The organism is Paenibacillus sp. MER TA 81-3 (genome assembly GCF_023713585.1).
GTDB lineage: Bacteria > Bacillota > Bacilli > Paenibacillales > Paenibacillaceae > Paenibacillus_B > Paenibacillus_B profundus.
Map to the genome: position 1 here is coordinate 222,573 of NZ_JAMAWB010000004.1, position 23,517 is coordinate 246,089.

Sequence of the window (23,517 nt, forward strand, 5' to 3'; positions counted from 1 at the left end):
TGAATGTTGCAGCTTTCTGTGACATAAAACAAGGGAGTGGCGGATTCCCCCCGCGCACTCCCTTTCATCATGGACCTATTGCCCGATAAGCAGCTTACTTGTTTTGCCCGATGGCATGTCCAATCCATTGCTCGTACATTTTCACGACAGAGCACAGGTCTTCCTCGCCGAAGCCAGCGGTTTGTCCCATTTGGAACAAATTCTTGGCGGCATCGAGCATCGGAGAAGGGGATTGCATGTCCTCCGTCAAAACGGATGCGAGCTTCAAATCCTTGAGCATCAATTGCAGTGAGAATTGATTGTCGAAGTCGCCTGCGATGATCTTCTCGCCCTTCAGCTCGGCTGCTTTGCTTCCGGCGCTGCCGTTCTTGACGACGTCCAAGAAGGCGCTCGGGTTAACTCCAGCTTTGGCGACGATAGAGAAACCCTCGGCTAGCGCGGCATTGTTGATGCCTACGATCGTATTGTGGGCGAGCTTCGTAATCGAGCCGCTGCCTGTAGGCCCCATATGGACGATTTTGCGTCCCATCGCTTCTAAGACAGGCATGGCGGCTTGAAGCGCTTCCGCGTCTCCGCCGACCATGAAGACGAGCGTTCCGTCAACAGCAGCCGGCTTGCTACCGGTAACCGGCGCATCGAGGAACTGCGCGCCGCGCTGTTGGCAGTCAGCAGCCAAGCGCTTCACGAGCACAGGAGAAATCGTGCTGCAATCGATAATAATCTGGCCTTCTCGAATGTTTGTCATCAGGCCATCTGTGCCATAATAGATTGCATCTATCGAGCGGTCATCGCTTACCATCGTGATGACGACATCGGCATGCCCGGCCGCTTCTTGCGGCGTGGAGGCCGCCGCAGCGCCTAGAGCTTGCAACGGCTTCGCCTTCTCTGGCGTACGGTTATACACCGTCACGGCAAATCCTGTTCGAATCAAATTCGCGGCCATCGGCGCTCCCATCGTTCCCAATCCCAATACTGCTACGTTATTCACACGGTTCACCTCGCGTTAGTGTAAACTGATTGTCTGATGATAGTGTACCATACTCGGAAGAAGCGCGGGGACCCATCGAAGCGGCGATATTTTTTTTGCCTGATAGCGCATTCATACTTGATTTTGTGCAATGCTATAAATATGTTTTATCGTGTAAACCTTTTCAATAAGATGCGTTCCCTTGTGTTTCCGTCCAAAATCCAGTATTCTAGGACTATATCTTGATTTTCGTGGGTTAAAGTGGCAAAGTCAACCAATACTCGAGGAGGGTGTACGATGACAAAAAAAGTGCACTTTGATTACAGCAAGGCGTTGACGTTCGTTAGTCAGCATGAAATTGATTATTTTAAAGAGCCCATTCGCTTGGCGCATGAGCAATTACATAATAAGACAGGCACAGGTTCCGACTTCTTAGGTTGGATCGATCTGCCTTCCGCGTATGACAAAGAGGAGTTCGCACGCATTAAAGCGGCTTCCGAGCGCATTCAGTCCAATTCCGATGTACTGATTGTCATCGGTATCGGCGGGTCATACTTGGGCGCGCGCGCTGCGATTGAGATGCTTGGACATTCCTTCTATAACATGCTGCCGAAGGATAAGCGTAAGACGCCAGAAATTTATTTCGCTGGCAACAACATCAGCTCGACTTATATTACGCATCTGCTTGAGCTGATTGATGGCAAAGATTTCTCAGTCAACGTCATCTCCAAGTCAGGCACGACGACAGAACCAGCGATTGCATTCCGTATCTTCCGTGAATTGCTGGAGAAGAAATACGGCAAAGAAGAAGCGAAGAACCGCATCTATGCAACGACGGACCGGGAGAAAGGCGCGCTCAAGAAGCTGGCAACAGAAGAAGGCTACGAGACGTTCGTTATTCCGGACGACGTTGGCGGACGGTACTCCGTACTTACTGCTGTAGGCCTATTGCCAATTGCGGCTGCAGGCATTAACATTGACGAAATGATGCAAGGCGCGCAGGATGCAACTGTAGAGTTCAACAATCCGGATGTGTCGGAAAACTTGAGCTACCAGTATGCGGCTGTGCGCAACGCGTTGTACCGCAAGGGCAAGACTACGGAAATTCTCGTGAACTACGAGCCTGCCCTGCACTATGTGTCCGAATGGTGGAAGCAGCTTTACGGTGAGAGCGAAGGGAAAGACAACAAAGGAATTTTTCCGGCGGCAGTCGATTTCTCGACGGATCTTCACTCCATGGGACAATTCATTCAAGAAGGAACGCGCAACTTGTTCGAAACCATCATTCAAGTGGATAAGGTTGCTCATCACGTGACGATTAATGAAGATGCGGACGACTTGGATGGACTGAACTTCTTGGCGGGCAAGACGATGGACTTTGTCAACAAGAAGGCATTTGAAGGCACGATGCTCGCTCATACAGATGGCAACGTTCCGAACTTGATTGTAACAATTCCGGATATGACACCGTATTCGTTCGGTTATTTGGTATACTTCTTTGAAAAAGCGTGCGGAATCAGCGGATATTTGCTCGGTGTTAATCCATTTGACCAACCAGGTGTTGAAGCTTACAAGAAAAATATGTTCGCCTTGCTTGGCAAACCAGGCTATGAAGCAGAGAAGGCGGCATTGGAAGCGAGACTGTCCCGTTAATCGGGTCGGCGCCAGTCAACACAGCTAAGATAAGCGACAAGCCGATGAAAGCAGTTCACCGTTATGGGGAACTGCTTTCTTGGCAATAAGAAGGTGAGTCTCTTGTTAGAACGTTACAAGACCGTGCGCCAATTAGGCAGCAAGGAAATAGTCATTAAGAAGTCGCGTTTCATTGGTTACGGAAAACCGGTAACTACCGAACAGGAAGCGATTACATTTATTGAAGATATGAAGAAGAAGCATTGGAATGCAACTCATAACTGCTCCGCATACATTATTGGGGAGCGCGATGAAATCCAGAAGGCGTCGGATGACGGCGAACCAAGCGGAACCGCAGGGAAACCGATCTTGGAAGTGATGAAGAACCAAGGCCTGAAAGATACGGCTATCGTCGTCACGCGCTACTTCGGAGGCATTCTGCTCGGGGCCGGCGGCCTGATACGTGCCTACTCAGACGGTGCCGTAGCAGCGATTGAAGCCGCTGAAGCGATAGAGAACGTATTGCATCAAGAAGTATTTGTCAAAATCGATTATACATGGCTCGGCAAATTGGAAAATGAGTTGCGAAATAAAGAAACGCGGATGGGAGAAACGCAATTTACCGATAAGGTGACACTGACGTGTTTGCCCGTCGTATCCGAGTGCGAGCGGTTTATCGCATGGATGACGGATCTGACGCAAGGTCAGGCTGTAATTCGGAAGGGAGACCCGCTATATTACATTGAAGGGGAATAAGGAGAACAACCGCTATGGCAAGAAAAGCAGTGGATCAAGAGTTATCGCGGGAGCGAATCTTGGAAGTGGCGCGCCATCTGTTCGTTACGAAAGGGTACCGAGCCATCTCCATGCGAAGTATCGGCCAACAATTAGGTTATAGTCATGGTTCGCTTTATTATCATTTTAAAGATAAAGCCGAGCTGTTTTACGCTCTCGTCCAAGAGGATTTCATGCGCCTGGGACGGCTGTTCGAACGTGTTGTCAACCAAGCTCCTTCCGATGGCTTGTCCAAGATGGAGCAAGTGATGATGGAGTTTGTCCGATTTGGTCTGGAACACCCTCATCACTATGAGATTATGTTCATGACGCGGGATGAGGAATTGCTTGCCTATGCCCGGACGGAACAGGGTCGCTGTTTAGAGATGTTTTCAACCATCGTAAGACAGTCCCTGACAAGCAATATGCATTCCGATCAAGAGCGCCATAATATTCCGCTCAGTTTATTTCTTGCTATGCACGGATTCATCTCCTTTTATATTCAAGATCAAGTCACCTTTGAAGAGGTCAAACCGGCTGCATTGGCCCATGTTCGATTTCTATGCCGGAGAGCATTGGAATCGGCGCAATCGGCATAATACGATGGTGTGATTACTACGAACCACATAAAGTCTCCTCACGTTTTCATGCGGCTGCACATATAGTGGCAGCAGCCCAGCCACAGCCGTCATTGGTAAGGATGGGGCTGAATGAACGTGAGGAGGCTTTTTTATGATTGAATATGTGGGACAGGCGCTTCAAATTCCGGTCGGCGGGGGTTGAGCGTTCCCGACTCCGCAGCCTACTCCTCCTTTCGTACGTGAGAGTACGTTGCAATATTGTAAGCTGAATGTAATCCGAATCGCATGACTCTTTCGTTCACATCTTTTATGATTATAAGGGGACGTGTATGTGTGTCCTGTCTCGCTATCCGGGCGGGCTTAATGCTCAAGGAAGGGGAAAGCGGGGCGTCGCGCGTCTTATATAGGCAAGATAAGGGACAAGGGGAGAAAAACGGATGAGCAAAACAGCGGTGCTGCTCGCGGGAACCGTAATCATATGCCTTGTGCTGACGGGATGCGGACAAGCGGTGACAGATACGTACCATCAAGTAAGCGAAACAGTCAAAGCGTACGGTAAGGAGAAAGCGATCGACAAAAGCAGGATGCAGCAATTAGCCGTTAATGGATTGAAGCGGTATTTCGATCTCTCGATCGATATCGGACAGTGGAACATGACGTATGGCTTCACCAGACGCATGGGAGGCTCCGGGAAACGCAAGGCATGCCCCGGTCATGTCATGTTTGTCGGCTTGCCGAAACAAACGGCATCAGCAGGGGGAATCGAACGTTTTTACGGTGAATTGGATTTGAAAACAGGTGACTTTTACGAACTCGGTGTATCGCGCAATACGATGAAGTCGCCGCCAGCGAGAACGGAAATGAAGCGCTTGGAATCAGAAGCCCGTCATTATGTGGTGCAGCAGCTGCACGCCTCGGCGGGAGAATTGGAGTTGCTCTCTAGCGAACGTGCATTGCGACATGATATTTCGCATGTTGTATTTAGAAATAAACGCAGCAACGCGACTTACGACATCGGCATCGAGCCCACACAGGGGCGGGTCGTATCCTTTGTCATCGCGAAGCGATAAAACCTGAGGATGTTTCATATCTTCGGGTTTTTTAATATCTATTTTCATACAATCCCATAAAATCATTGCCTTTCGGAAATCATATGAAAACGTGGAATCTTAATTAAATTGATTTTCGGAGGCCCTAATGGTTGATAATCGTGATGAACTTCGCCACAAAGCACGCGAGCTGGCGTTACAGCATGCACCAAAACGAAGCGACCGCTCTCGCACAAGTCTGTTGAAGCTAATAGAAGCAGATTTGGAATCGTTGCGAGCGTTTGCTAACCATCTGCAGCTTCATCCAGCAAGCTGCACCCAGCCTGCAGAGGATTGGCTGCTTGATAATATTGAATTTATCGGAGATCAAGTAAAAGGTGTGCAGCAGCACTTCACCGGGGCGCTGCTAGACAATTTGCCTTATTTGCGCAAGGAGCGCCAATATCGCATTCAATCGATTTGCGGTGAATATATCGCGCTCGTTGATGGCGTGCTGGATGAAACGTCTCTCGTTGAGTTTGTGAATGCCTATCAGGAAGTGTCGGTTCTGACCGTTGCGGAAGCGTGGTCAATCCCTCTTTTCCTGCGCCTTGCGCTCATTCATCAGCTCACGGATGTCATGCTTCAGGTGCAAGATAGAAGAGCAATCTGCATGGACGTCGAACGGCTGCTCGGACAGTTCGAACCTGGTGCGTGGAATACCGAATCGCTCGGCGCCAAGCTGGAGGAGGAGGGGCAGTCCTTCCCTCTATCCGGGGCATGGGCAGTCCATTTAATATCCCATCTGCGTGAGTGGGCCGACCATGCCGCTTCCGTACGGGAATGGTTGATCTGCCAGTTCGAAAACGGGGGTCGGGATCTGGACCAAATTGTTACGTATGAGCAGCAGCTGCAGGCATCTTATCAACGGAAGGCAGGTCATCTCATCAGCGGCCTGCGGAAGAACGAGCGCTTGTCGTGGGAGGACGCATTCGCCCACATCAGCTTGGTGGAGCAAACCCTTCGTCAAGACCGGACAGATACGTATCCGAAGCTGGATGCGGGCAGCCGAGGAACGATCCGCCACCGGGTGGAAGTATTGGCCCGGCGGCTCGGGGTACAGGAGAATCTGATTGCACGGGAAGCGCTTGTGCTTGCGGAGCAAGCTCCTGCCATGCAAGTGGGAATGGCGGTGGAATCAATATCAGCAGAACAGGCGAGTCCAACGGAAACGTCGAGCGTATCGTCTGTATCGACTGTCGATCTTATGCCACGGCGTTCGTTTTTGGCCTATTACCTATTCGAGCCCCATGGAGTGAGAGAGCTCCAACGCTCCTTGAAGAAATGCAGCAAGCCCCGGCCGCTGCCTGGCAACCGGCTCTTGAACCGTGGCAAGACATCCTATATGACGCTGCTCGCTTGTCTGTTTGCGGCATTCTGGATTGCCTTGGCGTTCATCATTGGCGGGGGGCAGGGAATCACTCCATGGGGCTGGCTTATCGTTGTGTTGGCCTTGGCGCTCCCGGCCAGCGAATGGGCGGTGACAAGTCTTCACTTTATTATCGAATGCGCCATTCGTCCGAATACGCTGCTGCGCTACGATTTCTCTGCCGGAGTGCCGGCTGAAGCCGCGACGATGGTCGTTATACCAGTCATCTGGTCTTCCCATGAAGAAGTGGACGAGATGGTGGACCGCCTTGAAATCCATTACTTGGCGAATCGGAGTCCCCATATCCATTATGCGATCTTGGGGGATTTTGCGGACTCCCGTCTGGAACGGCTTCCCGAGGATGACAGATTGGCCGCTTATGCCAAAGGGAAGATGGAAATGCTCTGCAAGCGATATTCAAGCTCGAATGAAACGACGTTTCATCTCTATCAGCGCAGCAGACGGTGGAATCCTGGCGAAGAAGTGTACATGGGCTGGGAACGGAAGCGCGGCAAGCTTGTGGAATTCGTCGAGCTGCTGAAGGGCAGCAACGAGACAAGCTATTACTATACATACGGAAATACCGCGGTGCTGCCGCGCATCCGCTACATTATCACGCTGGATGCGGATACTCAGCTTCCGTTGGAAAGCGCCCATCGCATGATTGGAGCCCTGCATTTGCCTTATAACAGACCCCGTCTGAATGAGAAGCGCTCCCGGGTCGTTGAAGGATATGGAGTGCTTCAACCTCGGATCGGAATCCATCTGGAATCGGCTTTGCAATCGAGGCTTGCCGGTTTATGGTCCGCACCAGGCGTGGATCCGTATTCGTTCGCTGCCTCGGATCCGTATCAGGATGCTTTAGGCGAAGGGATTTTTACCGGGAAGGGCATTTTTGACGTGGATGCATTTGCGGAAACATTGTGTGAACGCATTCCCGAAAACCGGGTGCTGAGCCATGATCTGCTCGAAGGCGGATTTTTACGGGCGGGCTTGCTGACGGATGTTGAGCTTATCGATGATCATCCCGTCAAGTTCATCGCTTATCAGAAGCGGCTTCACCGTTGGGTACGTGGTGATTGGCAGCTGCTTGGCTGGCTTTTTCCTCAGATGAAGAGCCGCCGCGGCGAACTGCTGCCCGTTGACTTGTCCTTCATTACGCGCTGGCAAATTATCGATAACCTGCGGCGCAGCCTGCTGCCGATCGCCTTATTCGCGCTGCTGCTCGGTTTCACCGTCCTTCCTGGAACGCCTTGGAGGTGGCTGGCCGTTGTGCTTGTGACGATGCTCATTCCCATCGTGCGTCAATTGGTGAATCTTCCTAGAACGGGATGGCATCCAAGGGGAATAGGGATGGCGGCGGCTCATGCGGGGCTTGTCTTGCTTGCCTTGCCTTTCCAAGCGGTGCTGATGGCTGATGCCATCGCCAGAACCTTGTACCGGTTATCAATCAGCAATCGCCGCTTGCTGGAGTGGACGAGTTCTTCGCACATCGAGCGCAGCAATCGGGAGAATGCACATCCGCCCCTCCTGGGGATGACGGCGGGTTATGTGCTTGTGCTGCTCGTAGCTGCTGCTTCCATACTGCAGCCGGATCCATACATAGCGGGTATTGGCTTGGCTCTATGCCTGCTCTGGGCAATGGCCCCGGTAGTCATCCGCTGGCTGGACCAAGCGGAACCGGAGGAGCGCGAACCCTTGTCCGTGCACGACGAACGTGATCTGCGGGAGCTGGCTCGGCAAATCTGGGCGTTCTATGAGGATTATACGGTGGCCGAAGACCATTGGCTCCCTCCGGATAATGTGCAGCTCGATCCGCTCAATGGGGTCGCGCACCGTACTTCTCCGACCAATATCGGATTCCTGCTGACTGCGTCATTGACCGCGCGGGACTTCGGATTTATTAACTCGGCCGAGCTTCTGGAGCGTCTGGAACGAACCATCCATACCGTAGAGCAGATGGAGAAGTGGAACGGGCACTTGTTCAACTGGTACGACACGCTTACTCTCAAGCCGCTCATTCCTGTGTATGTGTCCACGGTCGATTCCGGCAACTTTGTGGCCAGCCTCATCGCTGTCAAGCAAGGGGTGGCGGAATGGCTGCTGAAGGAATTTTCGGGGAAATCACATTCTGAGCGCAAGCGAATCGATCCATATGGCAGGGATGATCTTCATTTTGAATTTGCGGCGGAACTGGAAAAGCTCAAGCAGGGGGCATCCGACGGGCCGGATCAAATACTGGAACGCGGCCGGGAGCTGTTAGAACGCTTGGAGGCGCTCATTACTGGGACCGATTTCCGACCGCTTTACGATCATAAGGCAAAGCTGTTCGTGCTAGGCTATCATGCCGCCAGCGGAGAGCGTGACGCGGTGTTGTATGACCTCCTCGCGTCGGAAGCGCGACAGACAAGCTTTGTCGCGATCGCGTTGGGGCAAATCTCTGTGTCCCACTGGATGGCACTCGGGCGGGCCACTCGCAGTCAAGGCGGACACACGACGCTCGTCTCCTGGTCGGGAACGATGTTCGAATATTTAATGCCGTGGCTCTTAATGCGCACCTATCCAAAAACAATATGGGACAGCACGTATCGGGGCGCAGTTCGTCAGCAGATGGCGTATGCGATGGAACGCGGTGTTCCGTTCGGCATTTCGGAATCGGGATATTATGCCTTCGACTACCAGAAGAACTATCAGTACCGGGCATTCGGTGTTCCCGGCCTCGGCTTCAAGCGGGGGCTGGAGCGGGATTTGGTGCTGGCGCCGTATGCGGCAGTCATGGCGCTTCCATATGCGGTTGCTCAGGGCATGGACAATTTGCGCTGGATGGAGAAGATGGGGGCCCGGGGCAAATACGGTTTCTACGAGGCGATCGACTGCACGCCGGAACGAATGCCGGACGGCAGCAAGGCCGAGATCATTCGCAGCTTCATGGCCCATCATCAGGGAATGAGCCTGCTGACCATCGCGAATATGCTGCATGACCATAATATGATCGAGCGTTTCCATCGGGATAAACGCATTCAAGCGGCCGAATTGCTGCTGCAGGAGCGGATTCCGGCCAAGCCGGCGCAGGTGCGCCTCGAGGCTGTGCCCCGCCAGCGCATTGCGCAGTCGGAGAAGCCACAGGCCTCACCAGTCCGCATCTATCCGTCTGCCGCTACGCCAGTGCCGGAAGCAGTGATACTGTCCAACGGTTCGTTCACGACCGTGGTCACGAACAGCGGCAGCGGACAGCTGCGGTCTCAAGGGCTGGCCGTATCCAGATGGCGGGAAGACCCGGTGAAGGATGATTGGGGCAGCTATATGTACATTCGGGACGTGCAGCGGGACGAGTGCTGGTCGCCGACTTTTCAGCCTTGCCGCGTACCGTCATCTACTGCTGATGCGCATTTCTCGTTGGAGAAGGCGCTGTTCAAGCGAACGGACGGGGAGATGAAGACCACATTGGAAATCGCGGTATCTCCCGATGCCGATGCGGAGGTGCGTAAGCTGACGCTGTACCATGCTGGCGCAGACACCCGCACCTTTGAAGTGACCACCTTCTTGGAGTTGGCGCTAGCACGACCGGATGCAGATGCGGCCCATCCCGCGTTCACGAAGTTGTTCATCGAGACGGAGTATGATGCGGAAGCCCGTTGCTTGCTTGCGCGCAAGCGGCCGCGGAGCGAAGGCGAGCAGGCGTTGTGGGCGTTCCACATCTTTACGGATGGAGAGGCATCCGACACGCCGGAAGTGGAGACGGACCGGGCTCGCTTCATCGGCAGGGGACATACGCTTGCCGCACCGAAGGGATTGCGTTCCCGCTTAGGCGGGGCGGTCGGATCGGTGGCTGATCCTGCGTTCATCATGCGGAGAAGAATTACGCTGCAAGCTGGTGAACGCATTGAGCTGTACGCCGTCACCGGGGTGGCTGAGTCGCGTGAGGAGGCGATTGCGATTGCGCGGACTTTATCGCGGAAGGCAGAGGCGGAGCGGGTATTTGAGCATGCCTGGACCCATGCCCAAATTGAACTGCATAATATGCAGATGAGCCCAGCCGATGCAGCCGTGTATCATGTGCTTGCGAGCCGTACGTTATATTCCGCGCCATTGAATGTAGAGCAGGAGACGAGCATCGCGGCCAACACGAAGGCCCAATCCGGCTTATGGGCATATGGCGTCTCAGGAGATCGGCCCATCGTGCTTGTCACGATCACTGATGCGATTCATTTGCCGTTTATCCATAAGCTGTTGTCAGGCCACGAATATTTGCTCCGCAAAGGGCTGTTTCTTGATGTGGTCGTGCTGAACGAAGCGTTCGAAGGATACCAGCAAAATGTGCAGGAGAGCCTGCAGCGCAGCATCGAGCACAGCTTGAACCGTTACCGCACCGATCACGGAAGCGCATATCTCGTAGCGTCGGCTGGATTGCCGGATGAGGATCGCGCTCTGCTGTTCGCTACGGCCCGCGTCGTTCTGCGAGCGGATGGGCCGAGCCTGAAGGCGCAGCTGAAGGTGGCGGAAGTGTATGATCCAGTAGCACACGCTCCGGAAGCATATGAACCGGAAGCACACCAGTCGGATGCGCTTCAGGAGAATGAAAGCTTGACTGGCATAAACATAGCGGATGGATGGCGGGAAAAGAACAGGACGTTAGTACGAGAGGATGAAATACAGGCAGAGGCGAATCGCAAGCCAGCAAGACAATTGAACGCGAATTCGGGGGAAACGAAGCAGCAGCGCCTTAAAGCAGTGAACACGCAAGCTGCTTCCCCTTCATCCATAGTGACTAAGGGCATCGAGCGTCTAGATCCCAAGTCGCTCCTCTTCTTCAACGGATGGGGCGGCTTCTCTCCAGATGGCAGCGAATATCGAATGGTGCTCAAGGATGACCGCTTCCTGCCAGCACCGTGGATTAACGTCATGGCCAATCCACGCTTCGGATGCCTTGTATCCGAGCTGAACACGGGCTATACATGGTGGCGCAACAGCCGGGAATGCAAGCTGACCCCCTGGTCTAACGATCCTGCGCTGGATCCTCGGGGTGAGGCGTGCTATCTCAAAGATGAGCAGAGCGGCGAATATTGGCTCGTCGGCTCTCCCAACAGAGATGTTGGGATGGAAGGGGGAGTTCCATTCGGTGTCGCTCACGGCATGGGGTATTCACGCTATGCTCATGACAGCGGCGGCCTCCATCAGGAGCTGACCGTGTTCGTGCCTGTAGACGATCCGATCAAAATTATGAAGCTGCACTTGCGCAACCCGTCAGACGAACAGCGGGATCTGTCCGTCACGTACTATGCAGAGTGGGTGCTGGGCGTGAATCGTCATAACAACGCCTCGCATATCGTGAGCGAGTGGAACGGATCGGTGCAGGCCTTGATTGCACGCAATACGTACCAGGATACATTCCGCGATGCGACGGCCTTCCTTGCGGTGTATCCCGCAGCATCCGCACAGGATGAACCGTCTGTGGCAGCCGATGCCTCCATACGAGAGACGTCCTGGACGGTGGACAGGCAGGAATTCATCGGACGGAACCGGACGGCGGAGCAACCAGCAGCGCTCGATCGGGACCGATTGTCGGGTGCGGCCGGTCCGGTGAGCGATAGCTGCGGTGCCGTGCAGACCCGTTTTGCCGTCGAACCTGGCGGGGAGCGGACGATTTATATGTTGTTAGGCTGCGACGATTCCGTACAGGCGGCCGAAAAGTGGCTGCGCAAATACCGCGAACCCGCTGCTTGTGAGCAAGCCTATGAAGAGATACGGCAATTTTGGAGCGGGGTGCTGGGAACAGTGGCAGTGTCCACGCCGAGCAAAGAGATGGATATGCTGCTCAACAATTGGCTCCTATATCAATCGCTGTCCTGCAGAATGTGGGCTCGATCGGCCTTCTATCAGGCCGGGGGCGCATATGGCTTCCGGGATCAGCTGCAGGACTCCCTTTCCATGCTGCACTGCCGTCCTGATTTGACCCGAGCCCAGATTATCATTCATGCTTCCCACCAGTACAAGGAAGGGGATGTCCAACACTGGTGGCACGAAGAAACGCATCGGGGCATTCGCACCCGTTTCTCCGATGATCTGCTCTGGCTGCCTTATGCCGCGAGCCGGTATTTGGAGCATACGGGGGATGACAGTCTGTTGGAGGAAATCGCTCCTTATTTGCAGAGTGAGCTACTGCGCGAAGGGGAGCATGAACGATACGAGGAGACGGTCCTATCCGGCGAAACAGGAACGGTCTATGAGCACTGCTTGCGCGTGCTTGACCACAGTCTGGAGCGGTTCGGCGAACATGGCCTGCCTCTCATGGGCATCGGCGACTGGAATGACGGCATGAGCCTCATCGGAGCGGAAGGCCGCGGCGAGAGCGTCTGGCTCGGCTGGTTCATGGGAGATGTGCTGACTCGTTTCGCCGGAGTATGCGAGCGGCGTGGAGACACGGAGCGAGCGGCACGGTACCTTGAAGTCGTCGGCAAGCTAAAAATTGCGCTCAATGAGCACGGCTGGGACGGACAATGGTACCGCAGAGCCTTCACCGATGCGGGGCAATGGCTTGGTTCCGTGCACCAAGCGGAATGCCGGATCGACTCCATCGCACAGTCCTGGTCGGTTATTTCCGGACTCGCGGAAGCAGACAAGGCCGCGCGGGCCATGAATTCGTTCGACCGTGAGCTTGTGGACCGTAATCTGGAGATGGCCTATATCCTAACACCGCCGTTCAACAAGACGGAACCGAGCCCCGGATACATACAAGGCTATCCGCCTGGCATCCGGGAGAACGGGGGGCAGTATACGCATGGGGTCATATGGAGCATTGTCGCTTGGTCCATGCTTGGCAACGGGGATAAGGCATTCGAGCTGTTCCATATGCTGAACCCGATTACCCATACGATGACTCCGGCCGAGATCAATCGCTACTACGGGGAGCCCTACGTCATGGCGGCCGATATTTATTCGGCAGAGCCCCATAAAGGGCATGCCGGATGGACCTGGTACACAGGCGCAGCGGGTTGGATGTACCAAGCCGGGCTGGAATGGATCCTTGGTATTCGCCGCCGCGGGGACAAGCTGGTTATTAGCCCATGCATTCCGAAAAACTGGCCGGCGTTCTCCGTCCGTTACCGCCATGGCGATGCGGAATATCAGATTCAGGTTAACAATCCAGCTGGCAAGTGCAGTCCGTCCCGTCCTGCTGAGGGTCTGACCAAGCTGGCTATCGATGGGAATGAGCTCAATTTGGAGCAATATTTTGGGGAAGAAGGCCCGTTCATTCCGCTGCGGGATGAACGGGGTGTGCATGAGGTCGAATTGACGTTGTAGCTGTGTAACTGCGAAATGAACAGGGGAGGTTTCCGTGCAATGACATGGATTCGTTAAGTCGCCAAGCGATAGAAGCGGCCTCCCGCCCTGTTTGTTTCTTTTAGCCATCCTTCGGGACGGCTTTTTTGTTTCTAAAGAATGATTTAGTTCTGTGAAGCTATAAAGTTCGATAAAGTCTAAAAATAAGAGTGCTTTTATCCAAAGCACTCTTATTTTTTACTGGTGAAGAAACTGATTAACTGATTCCTCAGACTTCAGGTGTTCCTGTATCAGCTTCTTTAAGTCTTGTTCATTTTCAAACCCATCCAATTTATTGTTGTACCAATCTTGTAATTTCTCTTTTGTTACTGTGAATTCTTGGTCTGGAAATTTGAATGTAATCCAATCTACATTTTTGATTAAAGCAAAAAGAAATGTAGAGTTTGTTATAACAGTTTCTTTCATTTCTTTATCTACTTTTTTCGCATCAATATCTTTGTATTCCAAAGTAATTCCGTATGGTTCTTTCTTGGTCTCAAGTGAAATTTGATTCAACTCTTTGTTATGTGTCAATTCTTTTACGATATTCCCAACAGCACTGTTGTCACCCACATATGAATTCTTATATTGAAACAAATCTGTTTTTGAATCAGCATTTAGACTACATCCACTCAATAATATAATTAGCGATAACAATGAAATGAAATAAATGGTAAACCGCTTCACTATTTCCTCTCCTTTCATCTAATATTTTTTATCTAATTTTATCATATTCAACAAAATCCTTAAATTACGGAGAATTTAGAGAGACGCAAACTATCATAAGTATCTGTCATTTCAAATACAAATGAAGTTAATAGAATTTTCTTAATATGTTGTTTAGTGCTTTCGTTACTACGACTATCGACAAATAAAAACCAAGCAAGGTAATTATCAAGATACTTTGTAGCCACGCCTTTAAAGCGGTCTATCCACTGTTTTAGACGGGAATGGAGACCATTGACATTTTGTACGTGATACAAACCCTTAATAACGTGTTTGCCACCGTCTGATTTAATTCGGTAATGTTCTAAACCTTTTTCTTTTGCATAGGTTTTATAGGCTCTCCAAGCATCGGTTACAAGCACGTTTTCATTAGATAATTTAGAACCAATTAATGTATCGACTTTTGTTTTCACAATACGCCCCATACAAGCAACTTTGGAGACGGTTGCTTTTGTTCGGTCTCTGGCAACGAGAACACAAACTTGTTCGTGGCTTATTCCCCTATGTTTAGACTTTCCCCCACGCTTTCGAGTTTTGCGTTCAGTAATGCCTCGTTGTCCCTTTTGGGAGTATAGAAAATAGGTCTCGTCAATTTCAACGATACCTTCAAACCGCTCAAAATCCATTTGTTTCAGAGATTTTAGCAGTTAATGTCTCCAATTAAAAAGCGTAACCCAAGTAACCCCTACGATTTCAGCCGATTTTCGCAGAGAATATCCTTTGAACATACATTCTACAAATGTAATCCATTCGTTACCTTTTCGTGTGCGATACAAAACAGTGTTGGTTGTGTCAGTAAAAGTTTTGCAACAACATTTACAGCGATACCGTTGCCGACCATTAGCAGAGGAAGAAGGTTCAACATAGCGTTTAACCCATTGATATACTTGTTCTTTTTTTGGTACGTGGTAATTTGTCGATATACTTTAACAAGTTGCTAAACGCTCTGCTCACCTTGATAACCTCCCCGAATACTTGTTCTCATCCTGATTATAACAGGATTTCGGACAAGCATTAAATATCAACATTTACCTTTAACAGAGCCTTTTTTTTAATAAATGCTGTAGGGCATCCGTGCAATGGTCCATATGTCCAATCTCCCCTGCGGTCAGGAAGGAGAACAGTGAGGATAAGGCACATGCTGTTCCGTAAACTGTGACATGAAGCGGCCGATATAATGACAGTTAGCCAGAGTAATCATTGGGGCATGCCGCCATCTGAAGGAAGGGGAGAGTGGAGCAAAGGGGTGGTTGGAGAGAATCATCGTCAATCTGTCTCCACCATTACACGAAAGGAGCAGTTCGTTAATGCTGCAGAGTCGTACCTTTGATAGATGGCACGTTAGCGATAAAACATAAAGTCTGACTCTAAGCGTAGCCGCTATCTTCGAAAGGTTTCAATAGATGTTTACTAATATGGCGAGGCAGGTGCTGGAAGAGGGGGCGATACGAATAATGCGGAATGGCTTGTCTAACGTGAATAACTATAACGCGAATAACGTAAATAGGTTAAAGGTGTGAATGGTCTGAATGGTGTGAATAGCGTGGAAGCCTGTGCCGCTGTGGCCTATCCATAAGCGGGGTGCTCCCTTGCAAAAAAACAACGAGTAGGTATTCACCTATCATAAGCATTTCGAATAAGTTGCATAAGGTTCGTTTAAGGGCGAAGGCTAGCCAGCCCCCTTATCTCATCCTGCATTGGACCGCCCAATCCGGGTGTTTTACTATATATCTCCAATAAAACCTGCTTAGACCGCGGAAATCAAGGTAGATTCAACTTTTATACGATAAATAGTATGTCAGCACAAATGGTATGTCTGCACACAAGGACAGCAAATATAATTCTCCGATGGTATTGACGGCGGGTTCTAATTTTTGGTAAAATAACGAAAACAAAATACCAAGTAAACATGTAGGAATTATTAAAATAATATTTTGATATCAATGGAGGTAGAACGGGTGAACGTAGTGCTGCGACATAAAGGAGCCTTGTGGGGCTTTCGCACCACGCTGCTTTTATACGTGTTTTTGCTCATTGTGCTGCCCATCGGCGGAATTTACGTTCAATCCTTTGCCGGAGGGTGGGCTCATTTCACAGAAAGCTTGGCGGAACCGCTCGCTTGGCAGTCAGTGGCCTTAACCTTTCGCCTAGCGCTCATCGCAACAGCCATCAATGTTGCTCTTGGCACGATGTCGGCTTGGGTGCTGCACCGTTACCGCTTCTTCGGGCGGGCATGGCTGAATAGCTTGGTTGATTTGCCCTTTGCCCTGCCTACGGCGGTTGGCGGCTTAATGATTCTGCTGCTGCTTGGTCCGGGTAGTATTACCGGAGGTCTGGCTGAAATGCTCGGAATCCGGATCGTATTCGCGGAACCGGCTATCGTCGCCGCTATGGTCTTCGTCACATTTCCTTTTGTCATCCGCGCCGTGCAGCCGCTTCTCGAAGAGGCCGATCGGGCCGAGGAAGAAGCCTCCTATACGTTGGGAGCGTCTCGCGTACGTACTTTTATGCAGGTGCTGCTGCCGCAAATGCGTCCGGGCATCATAAGCGGAGCGATGCTGGCTTTCTCGCGCGCCATGGCGGAATTCGGGGCGGTCGTGCTTGTGGCGGGAAATATACCGGGCAAGACGCTGATTGCATCGGTATATATTTTCGGGGAGATCGAAAGCGATAACCCGCAAGGCGCCGCCGTTGTGTCTGTCATCCTCTTATCAATGTCATTTGTTGTATTGTGGTTCGTCAGCGTCCTGCAGGCACGGAGGTCTCAACTATGACTGATCCATTCTCCACTATTTCTTCTTATAAAGATGCATCCAGATATGCGTCCGCACGAGGTTCGCGCACGCCGCCTGGTTCTGTGACGGGAGCTCGCCAGAAGCAATCCATCATCCTCATTGTCCTTACTTACCTAGTCTTTTTTGCTTTGCTGCTCGCTCCTTTACTGCAAATGATTGCAGGCGCGTTCGAACACGGACTTCACTCGTTCATTAGTGCGTTGACTCGTCCCGCTGCCATTCATGCCATGGCGATGACGGGCGCGGTCGTGGTAATTGTGACTGCCATTAATACAATTTTCGGCATTCTTACCGCACTTGTCCTCGTCAGAGGAGAGTGGCTCGGAACCAAGCTCCGTCATGTATTGAACAGCTTAATCGATCTTCCATTTGCCGTGTCCCCGATTATTGGCGGGTTTATGATTGTGCTTCTGCTAGGTCCTAATACGATTATGGGCGCCATGTTTGCGTGGGCCGGCATCGACATCGTATACGCATTTCCGGGAATGGTGCTGGCAACGCTGTTCGTCACGTTTCCCCTGATGGTCAGAGAAGTGGTTCCCGTTCTTCAGGAGATCGGAACACAGCAGGAAGAAGCGGCGTCTATGCTCGGTTCCTATGATTGGACGACGTTCTGGCGCGTTACATGGCCGTCTATCAGATGGGGCGTTCTCTACGGCGTCGTGCTGACCATTGCCCGTTCACTCGGTGAATTCGGGGCGGTCCTGGTTGTGTCGGGCAATATTATGAACAAGACGCAGACAGCAACGACCTTGGTCTATCAAGATGTGGAAAATTTCAATATTGCGGCCGCGAGCAGCGTTGCGCTCGTCCTGGCTCTTATCTCGGTCATGCTGCTCTTAGTGATGGAATGGGCAAAGAAACATAAAGAGCACAAAGCGCATAAAGCGCATAAAGCGCACAATGGGCAAAAAGGGGTGCATTAACGATGCATATCGAGGTTCGTCAGTTAAACAAATGGTTCGGCTCCTATCACGCTGTACAGGATGTGGGATTCTCCATTGAAGCTGGACAATTAATCGGGCTGATCGGTCCGAGCGGCGGCGGCAAGACGTCTGTTCTGCGCATGCTGGCAGGCTTGGAGCAGCCGGACAGCGGCGAAATTTCGTTTCAAGGCAAGTTTATGAACGATGTGCCCCCGCAGCAGCGCGGCATCGGCTTTGTGTTCCAGCATTATGCGCTGTTCAAGCATATGACGGTCTTCGAAAATATCGCGTTCGGCCTGACGATTCAGAAGTGGCCGAAAGCGCGTATTCGGGAACGTGTAGCCGAATTGGTGGAGCTGACGGGGCTGAGCGGTGTGGAACGGCGGTATCCGCATCAGCTGTCAGGCGGGCAGCGGCAGCGCGTCGCCTTTGCGCGGGCATTGGCGCCGGAGCCTCAGTTATTGCTGCTGGATGAACCATTCGCGGCCATTGATGCGAAGATCCGTAAAGAGCTGCGCAGTTGGCTAAAGGAGCTTATTGAACGGGTCGGCATCACCTCGATCTTCGTCACCCATGATCAGGATGAGGCGATCGAGGTGGCCGATGAAATAATGATTATTAATCAAGGGCGGGTCGAGCAGATGGGGACGCCATGGGACATTTACAAGACGCCAGAGACGCCATTTGTGGCTGAATTTATCGGTGAGTCGACGCTGCTGTCGAATGCACATACTTTGAAAGGGTTTGAGAGCATGAAGCCGGGAGAGGAGAGCAAGGCGCTCATTCGACCGGAATACATTGAAGTCGGAAGAGAGGGCGAAGTGCGGCTGCCTTCGGCAAGCGTTCAAGGCAAGGTCAAGGCGCTTCATTTTCGCGGCAGCGAGTGGATGGTGGAGGTGGATGTGGGCGGCATGAGGCTGAAGACATACCGGTCGCTGGAAAGTCCGGTGCTTCATATCGGAGAACGTGTGCAGGTGCTTATCCATCGCATTTATTTATTCGATAAAGACCGGAGCTGGATGCAGGAAAATGCGCTCAAAGAGGACCCGTTGCCGGTTCTCATATAATGACGGATTCAGTAGGAGGCGTGCGATGAGTACAGGCAAAAGAAAATATGCAGTTGCGGCGGCGCTGCTTTTCTTCATCCTTGTATTGTCCGCTTGCAGCGGGGAATCTCCCTCATCCGCGCCGGAAGGGATGAATGCGGCTGCACCGGCACAGCTGAAGCAGGCGGTGGGGGCGGACGCAGACAGGGAGAAGGATAGCGTAACGCTTGTAATCGGCGCCTACGCGGTGGCGAAGGAAGCTCTCGGGAGCATTCTGCCCCAATTCGCAGCCGATTGGGAGGCGAAGACGGGGCAGAAGGTCGTCTTCCAAGAGTCATACGAAGCTTCCGGCACGCAGGCGCGGTCAATTGCCGGCGGGCTGGAAGCGGACGTGGCCTTGTTTGCCATGGAAGGGGACGTTGACAAGCTGGTGCGCGCCGGCTTGCTGCCTGCCGATTGGAAAGAGCAGGACGCCTATGGCGGTATGGTGACGCGCTCGATCGTCGTGATGGGAACGCGGGAAGGCAACCCGCTCGGTATTCGGGATTGGGAGGATCTGACGAAGCCGGGAGTGGAGGTGCTCTACCCGAATCCGAAGACGTCCGGCGGGGCGCAGTGGGATATTAACGCAATCTACGGCGCCGGCTTGAAGGCAGCTGCAGAGCAGAACCTAGACAGGCCGAGCCATGCGAAGGATCTGCTGCTGCGCATTCATCGCAATGTCATTTCCATGGACAAGAGCGGCAGAGCATCGATGGCCGCCTTTGAGTATGGGGTCGGCGACGTCATCGTGACGTACGAGAACGAGATTTTGTCGCGCAAACGAGAAGGCGTAACGTATGGCATGGTGATTCCGAAGCAAACGATTCTTATTGAAAATCCTGCGGTCGTTGTTGAGCGCTATGCGAAGAAGCATGGCACCGAGGAGGTGGCGCGGGCGTTTGTTGCGTATTTGCGAGAGGCCAAGGCACAGCAATTGTTCGCGGAAGCCGGCTTCCGGCCTGTTCAAGAGGAGACGGCCCGTACGACGGAACGGAAGTATCCGGTTCCGGAAGGGCTGTTCCGCATCGAAGATATGGGAGGCTGGTCCCATGTCAAGGAGACGCTGTACAGCAAGCGGGGCATATGGTACGAGGTGCTGGCTGGAGTGAAGTGAATACAACGAAACAGCGCAAGCGATGCCTGCCGTTAAGGTCAGATTCGCTTGCGCTTCTATAGGTTGCTCAAAAAGTCCCCTTTTGATCACGCAGCATCGTAAGATGTTGCTCGACATCGAATTTTGCATTCACTCTCGAAGAGCTTCTGCTTCCGAAGTTGCGTGTCGTTATTCGCGATAGAGCGGGATGTCTGTAGTTAATCGGCGTACGCCCAATTGAACGAGCTGATACGCGTCCTGCAGATCGCGTATTGTCCATACACCAAGCCCGATACCAGCCGCCTCCGTCGCTTGCACGATTTCCGGCTGCCGCAGCACGACTGCATATTGCAGAAGCAGCGTGGCACGGCCGAGCTCCTTCAAAGTGGCGAGGTCAACCGGCTCGCCGGATAACCAGCCAAGCTCGATATTCGGGTGCAGAGAGCGCATGAGCCGCAAGTTGTCCAGATGGAACGAGATGAACATCGTCCGCTCCGTCATGCGATAGTTCTCGAGTAAATGCAGCAGTCCACGCGCCTCACCTTCGGTGATGCGTTCCTTCAGCTCAAGCTGCAATCCGACCGTTCCTCCGCACAGTTCAAGCGCTTCCTCCAGCAATGGGATACCGCACCCGGCAAATTCGGGCTTGAATTTCTTGCCGGCGTCCACTTGCTGCAGCTCTGCAATCGTCTTCTCGCGAATCGGGCCGGTTCCATCTGTCGTTCGATCCAACGTATCGTCATGGATGACCACGGGAATGCCTTCCTTAGAATGATGGACGTCAATTTCCAAGGAATCGGCGCCAAGCTCAAGCGAGCGGCGGAAGGCGGCCATTGTATTTTCAGGGTGCACCGCTGCGTAACCGCGGTGTGCCACAATTTCCACATTTTTAAATAGTGCATTGCTATTCATGTTTATCCTCCTCAAATGGCGAACATGATAGGGCCTAGGTTATCATGCATGTAGCAACATGGCGGATCCGTCGGTGAAGAATGCAAGCTGAATTGAAACCGATTATACTGGATCATAGACGGAAGAACAATGACGGATTCCGGACGATTACGTTATTATTTTGTAAAGCTGATTCATGCAATAGATGCAGGGGGAATGGGAAGATGGATCACAATCCGACAACGTCACGCGCAACGTCGGTCGAAGCAGACGCTGCTGCCCGGCATCAGCATCAGTCTCCCGCTGCCGCGGTGGACTGGAGTATTACGTTCTGGGGGACTGGGGATTCCATGGGAGTGCCGCGCGTGTACTGTGCGTGCGAGGTGTGCGAAGAAGCGAGACGATGCGGAGTCAATCGCAGGTACCGCTCGTCCGTGCTGCTGGAACGGGGAGAGGATAAGCTGCTTATCGATTGCGGGCCCGATTGGACGGGTCAGATGGAGCGGGCAGGCATCCTTTGGCTGGACGAGCTGTTAATTACGCATGCGCATCAAGATCATATCGCAGGCTTAACCTCCTATGCGGACGCTTGCCGCTGGCTGAAGCGCAAAGGGCGTGTCATTACACCGACCGAGGTGAGCGATACAATTCGCATGATGTATCCGTGGCTAGAACGGTTCGTGACGTTCCAGAGCATCGAGGAGCCTTGGCGTTGGCACGAATGGTCCATCCGTCCGATCCGGGTGAATCATGGCAAGAATGGATATGCTTATGCGTATCGATTTGATCGGGTGAATGACGATGAATCTGCCGCGGGTTCGGGACGGAGACAAGCCTATCCGAATGACAGCGCCAATCCAGGCTTGCGAAGCTGGGTGTACGCCTCCGATGCGATCGGCTTGGGCGAGGAGGAGCTGAGATGGTTTCAGGAGCTTGACCTGCTTATTTTAGGGACGAATTTCTATCACGAGCAGGCGGAATATTCGACCCGGTCTGTATATGATATGGTAGAGGCGTTCCGGCTAATAGAGGACATTCAGCCGCAGCAGGTCGTATTTACGCATATGTCCCACGATATCGATTTGCGGCATTCGTATCCTCTGCTTCCGCAAGTAACTCTGGCGCGTACGGGGATGCGAATTGGCAGATGAGCGGCAGGATCGCGACGACATAGGACGGAGCAGCGCGAGATAGGCCGAAGCAGAGTAAAATAAGCGGAGGCAATTCGGGGCAAACAGAGGCAACCCGAAACGAAGCCAACAAAAACAAGCCGTTCCCCCGTGTGCACATTTTTGACACACTAGGGGAGCGGCTTGTAGTATCTTCGTCAAGCGTTATTGATTGGCTTGAGCTGGATGAAGCACGAACTTCTCGATGACATGGCGAACGCCTTCCTCGTTATTGCTCAGCGTCACGTAGTCTGCGACAGCTTTGAGCGAGTCGACAGCATTGTCCATGGCGACGCCGAGTCCGGCAGCTTCAATCATATCATGATCGTTCCAGGAGTCTCCGATTGCGATGGTCTCTTCCAGACTGCAGCCGAAGTGCTGGGCAAGATGGCGCAGCGCGCTGCCCTTGGTGCCTTCACGATGCGTCACTTCGAGGAAGTTCGGCTTCGACTTCGTAATATGCACGTCTGGGCCGAGCAGCTCCCGCAGTTCCGGAGCGATGGAGTCCAGCCGCTCCGGCTCGTCAATCATGAGCATCTTCGTGGATGGCGACGCGAGCAGCTTGTCGAAATCCGGCTCGATCGTATACGGAATGTTCGACAGATTCGCATAGGCAATGAGCTTGTCATTTTCTTCACGGGCGTACAAATGGTCGTCAATGTAGAGTTGCAGGTGAAGCTTATGCTCGTCACAATAACGCAGCAGGCTGAGCGCGGCATCCTTCGGTACGGAACGCTCGTACAATACGTGTCCGTCGATCACATTTTTCACAAGCGAGCCTTGATACGTAATGAGCGGCACGTTCAATCCGGTCTGTAAGGCAATATTATGCGCGGACGCGTACATGCGGCCCGTAGCCAGCGTTACGGCGACGCCTTGGGCAATGGCCAGCTCCAGAGCTTGCTTCGTGCCTGGCGTCACTTCTTTGTCATCGGTAATCAATGTGTCGTCTACGTCAATGGCAATTAGTTTATACATCGTTTCTCTCCCCATTTCATGGACTGTACGCTGCAGCCTCATATCATATTCTCTTTTTGAACACGTACTCCTATTGTACCTCATGCGGGCCCTATTTCAATTCCGATGCCATCATACCCA

Annotated in this window: 15 protein-coding genes and 1 pseudogene; 11 read left to right on the plus strand and 5 right to left on the minus strand. The window is 52.4% G+C overall.

What is annotated here, in order from left to right; genetic code table 11:
* Positions 1 to 94: 94 nt before the first annotated feature.
* Positions 95 to 988: an NAD(P)-dependent oxidoreductase gene (locus M3650_RS07185; protein WP_251573543.1), complete on the minus strand. Its 894-nt coding sequence runs from the start codon at positions 986 to 988 to the stop codon at positions 95 to 97.
* Positions 989 to 1,264: 276 nt separating this feature from the next.
* On the opposite strand from M3650_RS07185, the gene M3650_RS07190 reads away from it, so the two are divergent.
* The 5 genes from M3650_RS07190 to M3650_RS07210 all read left to right on the plus strand — a co-directional run bounded on the left by M3650_RS07190 (position 1,265) and on the right by M3650_RS07210 (position 13,713).
* Positions 1,265 to 2,620, plus strand: a complete 1,356-nt coding sequence (locus tag M3650_RS07190; RefSeq protein ID WP_251573544.1) for a glucose-6-phosphate isomerase — start codon at positions 1,265 to 1,267, stop codon at positions 2,618 to 2,620.
* A 102-nt stretch (positions 2,621 to 2,722) separates the two neighbouring features.
* Complete coding sequence (locus M3650_RS07195) at positions 2,723 to 3,355, plus strand: YigZ family protein (RefSeq protein WP_251573545.1); 633 nt, start codon at positions 2,723 to 2,725, stop codon at positions 3,353 to 3,355.
* Positions 3,356 to 3,369: 14 nt separating this feature from the next.
* Positions 3,370 to 3,972 carry a TetR/AcrR family transcriptional regulator gene (locus M3650_RS07200; protein WP_251573546.1) on the plus strand — a complete coding sequence of 201 codons (603 nt, stop codon included), beginning with the start codon at positions 3,370 to 3,372 and terminating at the stop codon, positions 3,970 to 3,972.
* A 419-nt stretch (positions 3,973 to 4,391) separates the two neighbouring features.
* A complete protein-coding gene (locus M3650_RS07205; RefSeq protein WP_251573547.1) occupies positions 4,392 to 5,024 on the plus strand; it encodes a hypothetical protein in 633 nt (210 codons plus the stop codon).
* A gap of 127 nt (positions 5,025 to 5,151) precedes the next feature.
* Positions 5,152 to 13,713: a glycoside hydrolase family 94 protein gene (locus tag M3650_RS07210; protein ID WP_251573548.1), complete on the plus strand. Its 8,562-nt coding sequence runs from the start codon at positions 5,152 to 5,154 to the stop codon at positions 13,711 to 13,713.
* A 216-nt stretch (positions 13,714 to 13,929) separates the two neighbouring features.
* On the opposite strand, the gene M3650_RS07215 is transcribed toward M3650_RS07210, so the two are convergent.
* Positions 13,930 to 14,436, minus strand: a complete 507-nt coding sequence (locus M3650_RS07215; protein WP_285848345.1) for a DUF4825 domain-containing protein — start codon at positions 14,434 to 14,436, stop codon at positions 13,930 to 13,932.
* Positions 14,437 to 14,477: 41 nt separating this feature from the next.
* Positions 14,478 to 15,411 (minus strand): annotated as a pseudogene (locus tag M3650_RS07220) (IS1595 family transposase).
* Positions 15,412 to 15,664: 253 nt separating this feature from the next.
* Between M3650_RS07220 and M3650_RS31850 the strand changes: the two are divergent.
* The 5 genes from M3650_RS31850 to M3650_RS07240 all read left to right on the plus strand — a co-directional run bounded on the left by M3650_RS31850 (position 15,665) and on the right by M3650_RS07240 (position 20,380).
* Complete coding sequence (locus M3650_RS31850) at positions 15,665 to 15,787, plus strand: hypothetical protein (RefSeq protein ID WP_285848346.1); 123 nt, start codon at positions 15,665 to 15,667, stop codon at positions 15,785 to 15,787.
* A 628-nt stretch (positions 15,788 to 16,415) separates the two neighbouring features.
* Positions 16,416 to 17,231, plus strand: coding sequence for a sulfate ABC transporter permease subunit CysT (cysT, locus tag M3650_RS07225; RefSeq protein ID WP_019423025.1), 816 nt, complete (start codon positions 16,416 to 16,418; stop codon positions 17,229 to 17,231).
* Positions 17,228 to 18,178: a sulfate ABC transporter permease subunit gene (locus M3650_RS07230; protein ID WP_251573549.1), complete on the plus strand. Its 951-nt coding sequence runs from the start codon at positions 17,228 to 17,230 to the stop codon at positions 18,176 to 18,178. The genes cysT and M3650_RS07230 overlap by 4 nt, the downstream gene beginning before the upstream one ends.
* 2 nt (positions 18,179 to 18,180) lie before the next feature.
* On the plus strand, positions 18,181 to 19,245 hold the full coding sequence (locus M3650_RS07235; protein ID WP_251573550.1) for a sulfate/molybdate ABC transporter ATP-binding protein: 1,065 nt from the start codon (positions 18,181 to 18,183) through the stop codon (positions 19,243 to 19,245).
* A 25-nt stretch (positions 19,246 to 19,270) separates the two neighbouring features.
* On the plus strand, positions 19,271 to 20,380 hold the full coding sequence (locus tag M3650_RS07240; protein WP_251573551.1) for a sulfate ABC transporter substrate-binding protein: 1,110 nt from the start codon (positions 19,271 to 19,273) through the stop codon (positions 20,378 to 20,380).
* Positions 20,381 to 20,548: 168 nt separating this feature from the next.
* Here M3650_RS07240 and M3650_RS07245 read toward each other — a convergent pair whose 3' ends face one another.
* On the minus strand, positions 20,549 to 21,271 hold the full coding sequence (locus M3650_RS07245; protein WP_251573552.1) for a glycerophosphodiester phosphodiesterase: 723 nt from the start codon (positions 21,269 to 21,271) through the stop codon (positions 20,549 to 20,551).
* A gap of 203 nt (positions 21,272 to 21,474) precedes the next feature.
* Between M3650_RS07245 and M3650_RS07250 the strand changes: the two genes are divergently transcribed.
* A complete protein-coding gene (locus M3650_RS07250; protein WP_251573553.1) occupies positions 21,475 to 22,401 on the plus strand; it encodes an MBL fold metallo-hydrolase in 927 nt (308 codons plus the stop codon).
* A gap of 183 nt (positions 22,402 to 22,584) precedes the next feature.
* On the opposite strand, the gene M3650_RS07255 is transcribed toward M3650_RS07250, so the two are convergent.
* Complete coding sequence (locus tag M3650_RS07255) at positions 22,585 to 23,397, minus strand: Cof-type HAD-IIB family hydrolase (RefSeq protein WP_026011214.1); 813 nt, start codon at positions 23,395 to 23,397, stop codon at positions 22,585 to 22,587.
* Positions 23,398 to 23,517 lie beyond the last annotated feature (120 nt).